Source organism: Kitasatospora sp. NPDC041917 (genome assembly GCF_055589745.1).
In genome coordinates, this window is record NZ_JBVJBI010000005.1 from 175,105 (window position 1) to 187,050 (window position 11,946).

Sequence of the window (11,946 nt, forward strand, 5' to 3'; positions counted from 1 at the left end):
GCTACGCGGTGACCGTCGGCTGCTCGGCCGGTGCGTCGACCGCGCCCTGCGAACCGGTCGCCGCCCCGGGCCTCGGCTCGGACAGCCCGCGCAGCAGCCGCCAGGCCATCACGGCCGCACCGACCAGCAGCGCGGCGGCCAGCAGCCCGGCACTGTTCATGCCGTTGACGAAGGACTCCCGGGCGCTCGCCAGCAGCGGCCGGGCGAGCTCCGGCGACAGGCCCTGCGCCGTCTCGACGGCCGAGCCCAGCGATTCGCCGGCCCGGGCGGCGGCCGCCGGGTCCGTCCCGGCCGGTACCGCCAGCCCGTTCGCGTAGATCGAGCCGACCACCGAGCCCACCAGGGCGATGCCGAGCGCGGTGCCCAGCTCGTACGCCGTCTCCGAGACCGCCGAGGCGGCCCCGGCCTTGTCGGCGGGCGCGGCGGTCAGCACCAGGTCGGCGCCGAGCGTGTAGACCACGCCCTCGGCCGTCCCGACCAGCAGGAAGGAGGCGGCCAGCAGCAGGTAGGTGGTGTCCTGCGACAGCCAGCCGAGCGCGCCCACGCCCAGTCCCATCGCCAGCAGGCAGGCCGTCAGCGCCTTGCGGGCGCCGAAGCGCCGGGCGATCGCGGCGGTGAGCAGACCGCCGGCCACCGAACCCGCGAAGGCCGGCAGCTCGGCCAGGCCCGCCTGGAGCGGCTGGTAGCCGCGGACCAGCTGGAGGTACTGCGAGACCACGAAGATCACGCCGGAGAGCCCGACCAGGGAGATCAGCGAGGCCGAGACGGCCGCCGTGAACCGCCGGTCGCGGAACAGCCGGACGTCGAGCAGCGGGGTCTCCAGCCGCAGCTGGCGGCGGACGAAGAGGAACAGCGCGGTGGCGCCGAGGACGAAGGCGACCGGCACGTTCCAGCGGTCCACGCCGTGCGCGGCGGCCTCCTTGATCGCGTACACCGTGCCGATCACGCCGGCCATCGACAGCAGCACGCTCAGCACGTCCCAGCGGCCCGGCTTCGGGTCCTTGGACTCCGGCAGCAGCCAGGCGCCGGACACCAGCAGCAGGATCAGCACCGGGATGTTCAGCAGGAACACCGAACCCCACCAGAAGTGCTCCAGCAGGACCCCGCCGACGACCGGCCCGAGGGCGGCGCCGGCGGTGGCGGCCGCGCCCCAGATGCCGATCGCGGTGGCCCGCTCCCGGTCGTCCGGGAAGAGGCCGCGGATCAGCGAGAGCGTGGACGGCATGATCGTCGCCCCGGCCACGCCGAGCAGCGCGCGGGCCAGGATCAGCCAGCCGGCGCTCGGCGCGTAGGCGGCCAGCAGCGAGGCGGCGCCGAAGGCGGCGGACCCGGCCAGCAGCAGCTTCTTGCGGCCGATCCGGTCGCTCAGGGCGCCCATGCTGACCAGCAGGCCGGCCAGCACGAAGGAGTAGGAGTCGCCGATCCAGAGCAGCTGGGTGCCGCTGGGGCGCAGCGTCTCGCTGATCGACGGGATGGCGAGGGAGAGGACGGTCGCGTCCAGGGCGACCACGGTCACGGCCAGGACGAGGACGGCGAGGCCGGTCCAGCGCTGGCGGGCGGTCAGGGTGTTCATCGTTTATCGGTGTCCGGCCTGTGGTCGGAAGTGCTGTGGACAGGGGTGGCGGTGCTGTGGGCGGTGCTGCCGGCGGTGGCGCCGACGGGGGTGCGGGTGTCCGGTCTGCGCAGCGCGCCGCCGAGGAACAGCTCGGCGAGCGAGAAGGCGGCGTCGCGCGGGGCGAGCCGGCCGTCCTGGATGGACCAGCCGACGCCGGCCACCAGGTCGAAGAAGGCCTCGCTCAGCCAGGCGGCGCTCAGTTCGATGCGGAACACGCCCTGCTGCTGGCCGCGCAGGAAGAGCGCGTGCAGCCGGGCGATCTGGACCTCCCAGAGGTCGTTGATGTCCTCGTGCTCGTAGAGCTGGTTCTCACCGGCCAGGAAGGCGCAGAGCATGGCGTCCGGGACGGAGGCGTCCACCAGGCGGCGCAACGCGGCCTCGGCGTCGCCCCGCTCGACGTCGGCGGTGTCCAGCGCGGAGGCGAAGCGGCGCAGCCCGAGCAGGCCGATCTCGCGGATCAGCGCGTCGCGCCCCGGGAAGAGCCGGTGCAGCGTGGCGCGGCTGATGCCGGCGGCGCGCGCGATCTCGTCCAGGTGGGCGGTCGGGCGGCGGGAGAGGACGCCGACGGCGGCTTCCAGGACGGTGTCGCGATCGGTGGCCATGCATCGAGTCTAGTTCACATGAGACGTGGATGTCTCATTCTTTTGTCCGGGCTCTCAGGTGAGGCGTCGGGTCTCGGTGGGCGGGCAGCAAAAAACCGGGGACGGTGGGTGTACCGTCCCCGGTCCGGGGTGCCGCCGTGTCCGGCTGTCGTCGCCGGCCGCCGCGTTCGGTCGCCGCCGGGCGGCGGCGGGCCGGCTCCGGCCTCAGCTCTGGTTGTAGAAGCCGGTCTCGTCCATCGGGCGGTCGATCACCATGACCTCGACGTCGGCCGGGGTGAGCAGGAAGACCCTCCGGGCGATCCGCTCGATGCCGCCCCTGGTGCCGAAGATCAGCCCGGAGGCGAAGTCGACCATGCGCTTGGCCTCGGCCTCGTTCATCTCGGTGAGGTCCATGACCACCGGGATGCTCGCCCGGATGTGCTCACCGACCGTCCGGGCCGCCTCGAAGCCCGTCGGCCGCAGGGAGACGATCTTCGTGGGCGCGGGGGCGGCCGGAACCGTCTCCTGATCCACCCACTCGTCGTCGTACACCGCGGCCGGGTAGTTCCCCGAGGGCATCAGCCACCCGTTGTGGTGCTCGTCGCGAAGTGCTCCCATGCCGTGCCTCCCTGCCTCGTCCCGTCCTGGTCCCCCGGGGTCGCGTGCCGTTCTTGACACGTCATCCACTCGTCGGAACTGTCCGAGTATCGCACTGTTCACCGGTCCCGTGCCCGCTCGCAACCCCCGTACGAGTCGTGCCGCGCCGGAAACCCGGGCGAACCCGGGCACTTCCAGTGACGCGGCGCGGCACCGTACGGTTGCGCGCGTTGACCTTATCGGTCGCGGTCACGGCTTAATTGACCTTCTGTCAACAATGAGGAAACGATTTCACCCGTCGCGTCACTCGCCGGTCGCGCCGTCGATCAATTCGCGCAGAAGATCCGCGTGGCCGTTGTGTCGCGCGTACTCCTCGATCATGTGGGTGAGGATCCAGCGCAGCGTCACCGGCTCGCCCCGGCGCGGGTTCTTGGCGACGGTGTCCAGCGGCAGGCCGGCGGCGGCGAGGCGGGCGGCCTCGACCTCGGCGCGCCAGGTGGCGAAGTCGGCCGCGACGTCGGCGGTGTCGACGTCGTCGAAGTCGGCGTCCTCGTGCTCCTTGGTCCAGAAGTGCCCGGCGATCTCCCCGCCGAGCAGGACGGACTGGAACCAGTACTGCTCCACCTCGGCCATGTGCCGGACCAGGCCCAGCAGCGAGAGGTTGGACGGCGGGACGGAGCGCAGCCGCAGCTGGTCGTCGGTCAGACCCTCGCACTTGAGGGCGAGGGTGCGGCGGTGGTAGTCGAGGAAGGCGGTCAGAGTGGCGGCCTCGTCGGCCGTCATCGGCGGGTCCACCCGCGGGTTCGGTTCGGTCATGCGCGCCATCCTGGCGTCCGGCCGCGCGCGGGCGCGAGCGATTTTGCTCCCGGCCCCGTGGGGCGGATCAGCCGGCCGTCGCCCGGCGGCGGGTCCGGACCGTCCGCCAGAGGCCCACCACGCTGCCCAGCACCAGCAGGGCGATCACCCCCGCCGACAGCAGGAAGGCCGCCGAGCCCGGCCGGCCCGCGCTGGCCGCCGCCGTGACGTACACCGCGGTGGTCGGCACCACGCCGATCGCGGTGGCCAGCACGAAGGGCAGGAAGCGGACCCCGGAGAAGGCGGCGCCGTAGTTGGCCGCCTGGAACGGCATGCCGGGCAGCAGCCGCAGCACCAGCACGCTGCGGAAGCCCTGCTCGGTGAACCGCCGGTCCAGCGCCCCGAGCACCTTCCCGCGCAGGTACGGGCGCAGCGCCTCCCGGCCGAGGCCCCGGCCGAGCCCGAAGGCCAGGGCCGCGCCCACGGTGGTGCCGAGCACCGCCAGCAGCACGCCCTGCTGGATGCCGAGCAGCAGACCGGCCACCGCGTTCAGCGCCGGCCGGGGCACGAAGGCGAGCGTCCCCACCGCGTAGACCAGGGCGAACAGCGGGCCGAACCAGTACCCCGGCATCCGGTCCGCCAGTCCGCCGGACAGCAGCTCCGTCGGGCTCCACAGCAGCAGCGACCCGGCCGTCGCCGCGAGCACCACCACCAGCAGCGCGAACCGCCACCACGGGGAACGCGGTGCGACGGCGGGCGCCTGCGGCACGGCGGGCGGCACGGGAACGGCATCGGGCTCGAACACCGCCCGAGCCTAACCGGTGCCCGGGCCCCGCCGGCGCCCCGGGCACCAGGCCCCGCCGGCGCCCCGGCGGGCCGACCCGCGGGACGGACCTCAGCTCGGTCGGGAGAGGAACCCCAGCAGGCGCTGCCACGAGTCACGGGCCGCGTCGGCGTGTTCGACGGCGGCGAGCTCGAAGAAGTTGTGGGGTGCCCCCGGATAGCTGACGAACTCGTGGGGGCAGCCGGCCGCGGTGAGCGCCGCGTCGAAGGCCTCGACGGTGGCGGCCGGGATGTGCTCGTCGGCGCCGCCCCAGAAGGCGAGCACCGGGGCGGTCAGCCCCCCGGCCAGTTGGGTGGGCCCGGGGGCGCCGTTGAGGGTGTCCGGGTAGCCGTAGTAGCCGACCGCGCCGGCCAGGCCGAAGCGCGGTGCGGCGGTGCGGAAGGCCTGCCGGCCGCCGAAGCAGAACCCGAGCGCGACCACCTCGGCTGGCCCGGTGGCGCGCAGCCGGTCCAGTGCGGCGGTGATGTCGGCGTCCAGTCCTCCGGGGGTGAGCGCGAGCAGGTGGGGGAGCAGGTTCGGCATTTCGCCGAATTCCGCCGGGCGCTTTTCCGGGGCGGCTCCGGCGGTGCGGCCGTAATAGTCGAGGGCGAGGGCCGGGTGGCCGTGTTCGGCGAGCCGGGCGGCGGTCTGCCGATAGAACGGGGAGAGGCCCCTGTTGTCCGGCAGGACGAGCACCGCGGGCCCGGTGGCGGTCTCCGGCCGGGCCAGGAAGGCGCCGAACCGGGTGCCGTCGGCCGAGGTCAGGGTGAGTGGGGCGGCCTCGGCCAGGGGACACGGGGCGGGGCCGAGGGCGGGCGGGGCGGCGTCCGGGTCGTAGCACACGGGGGAATTCCTCTCGCGGAGCACGAAAACCGCCGGGCGCGGTGTGCGTCCGGCGGTTCGAGACCTTAGCGGGAAATTCCCTCAGGAATTCATCATCATATCGCGGAGAGATCTTTTCCGGAAGGCTTTTCCGGTGACATTGCGGTCACGTTCTCGCCGCCGGAATTCCGTTCGGCCAGCCGCAGCGCCCCGGCGCTCAGCAGCAGGGCGCAGGCGAGCGCGGTGACCAGGCCGAAGGAGACGGTCAGCGAGGTGGCCTGGGCGAGGGCGCCGATGACCGCGGGGGCGATCAGGCCGGAGGTGTAGGTGACGGTGGCGACGCCCGCGATGGCCTGGCTGGGGTTGGTGCCGATCCGGCCGGCCGCGGCGAAGGCGAGCGGGACGATCACCGCGATGCCGATGCCGATCAGGGCGAAGCCGGGGATGGCCAGTGCCGGGCTGTCCGCGGCGACCACCAGCAGGCCGCCGACGGTGGCGACGGCGCCGCCGATGCGGGTGGTGCGGACGGCGCCGAGGCGGCGGATCGCCGCGTCCCCGGCGAGCCGGCTGACCGCCATGGTGAGCGAGAAGGCGGTGTACGAGGCGGCGGCGACGGTGGCCGAGGCGCCGGTGACGTCCCGCAGGTAGACGCCGCTCCAGTCCATCGAGGCGCCCTCGGCGAAGACCGCGCAGAAGCCGACCAGTCCGATCACCAGCGAGCTGCGCGGCGGCAGCGCGAACCGCGGCGGCTCCTCCGCGCCCTCGTGCGCCCGGAGGTCGGGCAGGCCGCGGCAGACGGGCTGCGCGAGCGCGAGCAGGACCAGCGCGGTGACGGCGAGCTGGATCCGGGCGTCGAGGTCCAGGTGGGCGGCGAGGATGCCGAAGGGGGAGGCCAGCAGGCCGCCCGCGCTCCACATCCCGTGCAGCCCGGACATGATCGAGCGGCCGAGCCGCTCCTCGATCTCCACGCCCTGGGCGTTCATCGCGACGTCGGCCATCCCGGAGGTGGCGCCGTACACCAGCAGGGCCGCGCACAGCACCGGCAGCGAGGGGGCGAGCGCGGGCAGGGCGAGGGACAGGCACCAGAGCGAGATCAGCCCGCGCACCGCGGCCCGGCCGCCGTAGCGGTGCACGAAGCGGCCGGCCAGCGGCATGGCGAGGGAGGAGCCGACGGCGGGCATGACCAGGGCCAGGCCGAGCTGGCCGGCCGAGAGGTCGAGGTGGTGCTGGATCCAGGGGATGCGGGTGACGAAGCTGCCGGTGACGGCCCCGTGCACCAGGAAGGTCAGGGCGATGCTCCTCCGGGCCCGGCGGGGCGCGGTCAACGGCTCCGGCGGTGGTGGTGCGGTGGTTCCGCTCATGGGGTCTTCCCTCCCGGTCGCGCGGTGAGGGGCGCGACAGTGCCCTGTGACGGTCGCTAAATTATCAGGAAGGGACCCTGATAGAAATGCTCTGGAAGGATGAGCTGCCATGACCACCGCGCGTACGGCCACGCCGAGTACCGCCCGGGCGATCAACGACCGGTTGGCGCTCAACCTCCTGCTCGAACAGGGCCCCCTGACCGCGACCGAGCTGCGCGACCTCACCGGCCTCTCCCGGCCGACCGTCGCCGACCTGCTCGAACGCCTCCAGCGCACCGGACTGGTGGCCGTCGTCGGCGAGCGCGGCGAACAGCGGCGCGGCCCCAACGCCCGGCTCTACGCGCTGGTCGCCTCCCGGGCCCACCTCGCCGCCTTCGACGTCCGCTCCGGTGGCGTCAGCCTGGTCGTCGCCGACCTGGCCGGGCGCGGCCTGGCCACCGCCGAGGTCCCGGTCGAGGGCGACGGCGGGCCGGACACCGCCGGGACCATCGTCGCCGCCCTGCTGGACACCGCGCGCGCCGTCGGCGTCGAACGGCTGCACACCGTCGCGGTCGGCGCCCCCGGACTGGTCGACCAGGCCACCGGCCGGCTGCAGAGCACCGGCAAGCTCCCCGCCTGGCACGCCGAACTCCTCGCCGCGCTGCGCGAGCTGCCCGGTACCGAGGTGATCCTGGAGAACGAGGTCAACCTGGCCGGGCGGGCCGAGTACCGGGTCGGTGCCGCGCGCGACCGCGACACCTTCGTGCTGCTGTGGCTCGGCCACAGCGTCGGCGCCGCCGTGATCCTGGACGGGCGGCTGCGCCGGGGCTTCTCCGGCGGCACCGGCGAGATCTGCTTCCTGCCCGTTCCCGGCACCGTCGCCCTACCCAGCGCCGACAGCTGCGAGGGCGGCTTCCACGGCCTGGTCGGCAGCGCCGCGATCTGCGCGCTGGCCCGCGCCCACGGACTGCCCGCCGGCCCGGCCGGGGACGCCCCCGCCGCCGAGGCCGCCGTACGGGCCGCCCTGGCGGCCGGCGCGGCGGGCGAGGTCTTCCTGGACGAGCTGGCCGAGCGGATCGCGATCGGTGCGGCGAGCGTCTGCGTGGTGCTGGACCCCGGCTGCGTGGTGCTCGGCGGCGAGGTCGGCCGGGCCGGCGGGCCGGAGCTGGCCGGGCGGGTCGAGCGGCGGCTGGCCCGGCTCTCCCCGCTGAGCACCGAGGTGCGGGCCGGCACGGCGGGCGGCGGCGCGGTGCTCGCCGGGGCGGTGCTCACCGCCGGGGACGCGGTGCGGCGCGACCTCTTCGGCGAGCCGTGACCGCCCTCGCGTGATCACCCGCGCGGTCCGTACGGCAGGATGGCGCAGGGGCACTCGCCCCGGGAATCAGAACCACCGTCAGGAGACGCTCATGGGCCAGCCCGAGGTGCCGGCCAACCCGTACCGCATCGGCGAGGCCGCGGCGCTGCTCGGCGTCAGCGCCGACACCATGCGGCGCTGGGTGGACGCCGGGCGGGTCGCCGCCGCGCGGGACGAGCACGGGCACCGGATCATCCCGGGGGCCGAGCTCGCCGCCTTCGCCCGGGAGCTGGCCCGGCCGGAGAACTCCGAGGCGGAGGGCCGGCCGTCCTCGGCGCGCAACCGCTTCCCGGGGATCGTCACCCACGTGGTGCTCGGCGACGTGGCCGCGCAGGTGGAGATCCAGGCCGGGCCGTTCCGGGTGGTGTCCCTGATCAGCCGGGAGTCGGCGGAGGAGCTGAACCTGGTCCCCGGCGCACCCGCCACGGCGGTCATCAAGTCCACCAATGTGATGGTCGAACGACGCTAGTCGGGGTCCGTCGCCCGAGCGCGGGCCTGCCTCGGCCGCCCCGGCCCCACGAGCCCCACGAGCCCCACGAGCCCCGGAACCGAAGGAGAGGCCCGGATGACACCCCCGCACCTGCCGACCACCCAGAGCGCCGTGCTCGCGATCGAGGCCGTGGCCGACCGGCACGGCCGCACCGTCCGCGCCCAGCACGACATCGGCCGCGACCGGACCTTCGCCGGGCTGGTCGGCCCGGGCGGTCCGGGCGGTCCGGACGGGGAACTGGACGCCGTCCCGCACGAGGCACTGCTGGAGTTCGACGGCCGCCCCGCCGTCACCGTCCGGCTGTTCACCCACGACGAGGTCACCGTGACCGTCGAGGGCATCGCCTTCGACGTCGACCGCGACCGCGTCCCCGGCTTCCTGAACGCCCTCTGGTCCGACCTGGTGCACGTCAAGGCGCGCACCTTCCCGCCGTCCACCACGCTGATCGTCACCGTCCCGGGGGAGCCGAGCCACCGCGAGGCCATCGGCGTCCACGACCTCACCCCCTGGCTCGCCGGAAGGATCCGTTGAACGCCATGGCCAAGCCGCTCGCCGTCGCCCACCGCGGCGACCCCTACCGCCACCGCGAGAACACCCTGCCCTCCGTCGAGTCCGCGCTCGCCGCCGGGGCCGACGCCGTCGAGGTGGACGTCCGGCTCACCCGCGACCGGGTGCCCGTGCTGCTGCACGACGGCACCCTGGAGCGGCTCTGGCGCGACCCGCGGTCGATCGACCGGGTCACCGTCGACCAGCTGGAGGAGCTGCGACAGGGCCCGCTGACCGTCCCCACCCTCGCCGAGGCGATCAAGACGGTCGCCGCCGTCGACGGCCGCAGGCTGCTGATCGACCTGGACGACGCCGGACCGGCCGCGGCCACCTGGTCGGTGGTCACCGGGCTCGGCGCCGAACGCGCGGTCGCCTTCTGCGGCCCCACCGCCGCCATGCTCGCGGTGCGCGAACTGAGCCCGGACGCCGAGATCGCCCTCACCTGGAAGCAGCCCGGGATGCCCGTGCGCGCCCTGCTGGACGACCTGCGCCCGCGCTACCTCAACCCGCCGTTCGGCCTGGTCACCCCCGCCTTCACCGCCGCCGCGGCGGAGCAGGGGCTCGCCGTCTCCACCTGGACCGCCGACCTGCGCCGCACCATGCGCCGGCTGCGCGAGAGCGGCGTCGCCTCCATCACCTCCAACCGGATCGGCGTCCTGCGCTCCGTGCTGGACGGCCGCCGGTGACCGGACCGGTCCTGAGCCGACGGGCGCTCGGCCGGGCCCTGCTGGCCCGTCAGCACCTGCTCGCCCGCACCGACCAGCAGCCCGCCGCACTGATCCACCACCTCGGCGGCCTCCAGGCCCAGGCCGCACCCCAGCCGCCCTACCTCGGACTGCTGGCCCGGCTCGACGGCTTCACGCCCGAGCGGCTGAGCACCCTGATCGAGCAGCGGGCGGTGGTCCGGACCGCCCTCCAGCGCGGCACCATCCACCTCGTCACCGCCGAGGACTGCCTGACGCTGCGCCCGCTCCTCCAGCCGATGCTGGACCAGGCGATGCGCACCACCTTCGGGAAGCGGCTGACCGGCCTGGACCTGGACGCGCTCGCCGCCGAGGCCCGCACCCTGGTCGAGGAGCGGCCGCGCACCTTCCAGCAGCTCGGCGCGCTGCTCGCCGCGAGCCGCCCGGACCGTGACCCGGCCGCCCTCGCCCAGGCCGCCCGCTGCCGACTGCCGCTGGTGCAGGTCCCGCCGCGCGGGCTGTGGGGGCGCGGCGGCCCGGCCGCCCACACCACCGCCGAGGCCTGGCTCGGCCGCCCGCTCGACCCGTCACCCGGCCCGGACGGCCTGGTGCTGCGCTACCTCGCCGCGTTCGGCCCCGCCTCCGCGGCCGACCTGCGCCAGTGGTGCGGCCTGGCCGGCCTCGCCCCGGTGCTGCGGCGGCTCGCACCGAGCCTGCGGGCCTTCCGGGACGAACAGGGCCGGCAGTTGTACGACCTGCCCGAGGCGCCCCGCCCCGACGAGGACACCCCCGCGCCGGTCCGGCTGGTCGCCCCGTTCGACAACCTGCTGCTCTCGCACGCGGACCGTACCCGGGTGCTGTCCGAGGAGCACCGGGGCCGGGTGATGACCCGCAACGGCATCGTGCACGGAACCCTCCTGGTGGACGGGCTGGTCGCCGGGACCTGGCGGCTGACCGGCGACCGGGAGGTGGCCGTCGCCCCGTTCGCCCCCCTGCGCCCGGCCGACCGGCGGGCCGCCGAGGCCGAGGCGCAGCGGGTACTGGTCTTCACGGGGGCGGGCGAGGACGGCGCGGTGCGGTTCGAGGCCCCCGGGTAGCTCGTTCGGGTGCTCCCGGCCGATCCGCCGCGCGGGCCGTCGGAACCTCTGCTGAGCTGGGGCGGTCCGGAATCGTCGAGACCCCGGCGGAGGCGACCGTGTCCGTGGAGCGCGCGTCCGGCGAGGAGCGGCGGCCGGACCACCGCAGGCCGTACCTGATGCTGCCGCCCGCGCTGCGGCAGGCGGCGGCCTGGTCGCTGGCGGTGATCCTGCTGATCGCCGTCGCCTCGCTGGTGGTCTTCGCGCTGGTCGAACTGCGGGCCGCGACCGTGCCGTTCCTGCTGGCGCTGCTCGGGACCTCGCTGCTCTACCCGGTGGTGCCCTGGCTGGTGCGCCGGGGCGTCGGGCGGGGCCTGGCCGCCGGGCTGACCTGCACGGTGCTGGTCACGGCGGTCGGCGGGGTGATCGCCCTGCTGGTCAACTCCCTGGTGCACAGCGCCCCGCAGATCGCCGCCTCGCTCCCGGAGGCCGGGCGGCGGCTGGCCGGCTGGCTCGGCCCCTTCGGGTCGAAGATCCAGCACGCGCTGAGCAACGCCAAGGGCGAGACCAACTCGCTGGTGTCCACCCTCACCAACGGCGTGCTCTCCGGGCTCGGCCTGCTCACCCAGCTGATCACCGGCGGGGTGCTGGCGCTCGCCCTGGTGTTCTTCTTCCTGCGGGACGGCCACCGCACCGGCGACGTCATCCGCTCCTACCTGCCCGAGCGCAGTGCCACCACCGTGATCGCCTGCGCCGGGCGGGCCTTCGACGCGATGGCCGGGTTCATGCGCGGCACCACCCTGATCGCCCTGATCGACGCGAGCTTCATCACCATCGGCCTGCTCGCCCTCGGTGTGCCGGGCGCGCCGGGGCTGGGCGCGCTGGTCTTCATGGGCGCCTACATCCCCTTCGTCGGGGCCTTCCTGTCCGGCACGGCGGCGGTCCTGGTCGCCCTCGCCGACGGTGGCATCGGCACGGCGCTCTGGGCGCTCGGCGTGGTGCTCACGGTGCAGATGATCGAGGGCAACATCCTCCAGCCGGTGATCCAGAGCCGCACGGTGGAGCTGCACCCGGCCACCATCATGGTCGCCGTGGTGGCCGGCGCCGGCATCGCCGGCATCATCGGCGCCCTGCTCGCCGTCCCGGTCTGCGCGGCCGGAATGGGCGTCGTCTCGGTGCTGCGCGGGGATCCGGACCGGTCGGCGGCGCCGGACCGCTGAGCAG

Annotated in this window: 13 protein-coding genes; 6 read left to right on the forward strand and 7 right to left on the reverse strand. The window is 74.8% G+C overall.

The annotated features are described in order from the left end of the window. Position 1: 1 nt before the first annotated feature. The 7 genes from ACZ6EM_RS08145 to ACZ6EM_RS08175 all read right to left on the reverse strand — a co-directional run bounded on the left by ACZ6EM_RS08145 (position 2) and on the right by ACZ6EM_RS08175 (position 6,594). Positions 2-1,573 carry an MFS transporter gene (locus ACZ6EM_RS08145; protein ID WP_465772033.1) on the reverse strand — a complete coding sequence of 524 codons (1,572 nt, stop codon included), beginning with the start codon at positions 1,571-1,573 and terminating at the stop codon, positions 2-4. Beyond that, positions 1,570-2,217 carry a TetR/AcrR family transcriptional regulator gene (locus ACZ6EM_RS08150; RefSeq protein WP_465772034.1) on the reverse strand — a complete coding sequence of 216 codons (648 nt, stop codon included), beginning with the start codon at positions 2,215-2,217 and terminating at the stop codon, positions 1,570-1,572. The genes ACZ6EM_RS08145 and ACZ6EM_RS08150 overlap by 4 nt, the downstream gene beginning before the upstream one ends. A 204-nt stretch (positions 2,218-2,421) precedes the next feature. Next, positions 2,422-2,814 carry a cell division protein SepF gene (locus ACZ6EM_RS08155; protein ID WP_359913654.1) on the reverse strand — a complete coding sequence of 131 codons (393 nt, stop codon included), beginning with the start codon at positions 2,812-2,814 and terminating at the stop codon, positions 2,422-2,424. A 282-nt stretch (positions 2,815-3,096) separates the two neighbouring features. After that, the gene (locus ACZ6EM_RS08160; protein WP_401043638.1) at positions 3,097-3,609 is read right to left on the reverse strand and encodes a DinB family protein; all 513 of its coding nucleotides are present in this window, start codon (positions 3,607-3,609) and stop codon (positions 3,097-3,099) included. 67 nt (positions 3,610-3,676) lie between these two features. Further along, positions 3,677-4,393, reverse strand: coding sequence for a TVP38/TMEM64 family protein (locus ACZ6EM_RS08165; protein WP_380549738.1), 717 nt, complete (start codon positions 4,391-4,393; stop codon positions 3,677-3,679). 90 nt (positions 4,394-4,483) lie between these two features. Then, the gene (locus ACZ6EM_RS08170) at positions 4,484-5,254 is read right to left on the reverse strand and encodes a dienelactone hydrolase family protein (RefSeq protein ID WP_465772035.1); all 771 of its coding nucleotides are present in this window, start codon (positions 5,252-5,254) and stop codon (positions 4,484-4,486) included. Between the two features lie 95 nt (positions 5,255-5,349). Beyond that, positions 5,350-6,594 carry an MFS transporter gene (locus tag ACZ6EM_RS08175; protein ID WP_380549743.1) on the reverse strand — a complete coding sequence of 415 codons (1,245 nt, stop codon included), beginning with the start codon at positions 6,592-6,594 and terminating at the stop codon, positions 5,350-5,352. 109 nt (positions 6,595-6,703) lie between these two features. On the opposite strand from ACZ6EM_RS08175, the gene ACZ6EM_RS08180 reads away from it, so the two are divergent. From ACZ6EM_RS08180 to ACZ6EM_RS08205, 6 genes are all read left to right on the forward strand, one after another. After that, the gene (locus tag ACZ6EM_RS08180) at positions 6,704-7,888 is read left to right on the forward strand and encodes an ROK family transcriptional regulator (protein ID WP_401051722.1); all 1,185 of its coding nucleotides are present in this window, start codon (positions 6,704-6,706) and stop codon (positions 7,886-7,888) included. Between the two features lie 91 nt (positions 7,889-7,979). Beyond that, positions 7,980-8,396 (forward strand): TOBE domain-containing protein, encoded by a 417-nt coding sequence (locus ACZ6EM_RS08185; protein ID WP_359913640.1) that lies wholly within the window; start codon positions 7,980-7,982, stop codon positions 8,394-8,396. Positions 8,397-8,492: 96 nt separating this feature from the next. Beyond that, a complete protein-coding gene (locus ACZ6EM_RS08190) occupies positions 8,493-8,948 on the forward strand; it encodes a hypothetical protein (protein WP_465772036.1) in 456 nt (151 codons plus the stop codon). A gap of 5 nt (positions 8,949-8,953) precedes the next feature. Next, on the forward strand, positions 8,954-9,649 hold the full coding sequence (locus ACZ6EM_RS08195) for a glycerophosphodiester phosphodiesterase (protein WP_401051727.1): 696 nt from the start codon (positions 8,954-8,956) through the stop codon (positions 9,647-9,649). Continuing rightward, on the forward strand, positions 9,646-10,743 hold the full coding sequence (locus ACZ6EM_RS08200) for a winged helix DNA-binding domain-containing protein (RefSeq protein WP_452179769.1): 1,098 nt from the start codon (positions 9,646-9,648) through the stop codon (positions 10,741-10,743). The genes ACZ6EM_RS08195 and ACZ6EM_RS08200 overlap by 4 nt, the downstream gene beginning before the upstream one ends. Before the next feature lie 98 nt (positions 10,744-10,841). Continuing rightward, a complete protein-coding gene (locus ACZ6EM_RS08205; RefSeq protein WP_380549752.1) occupies positions 10,842-11,942 on the forward strand; it encodes an AI-2E family transporter in 1,101 nt (366 codons plus the stop codon). Positions 11,943-11,946 lie beyond the last annotated feature (4 nt).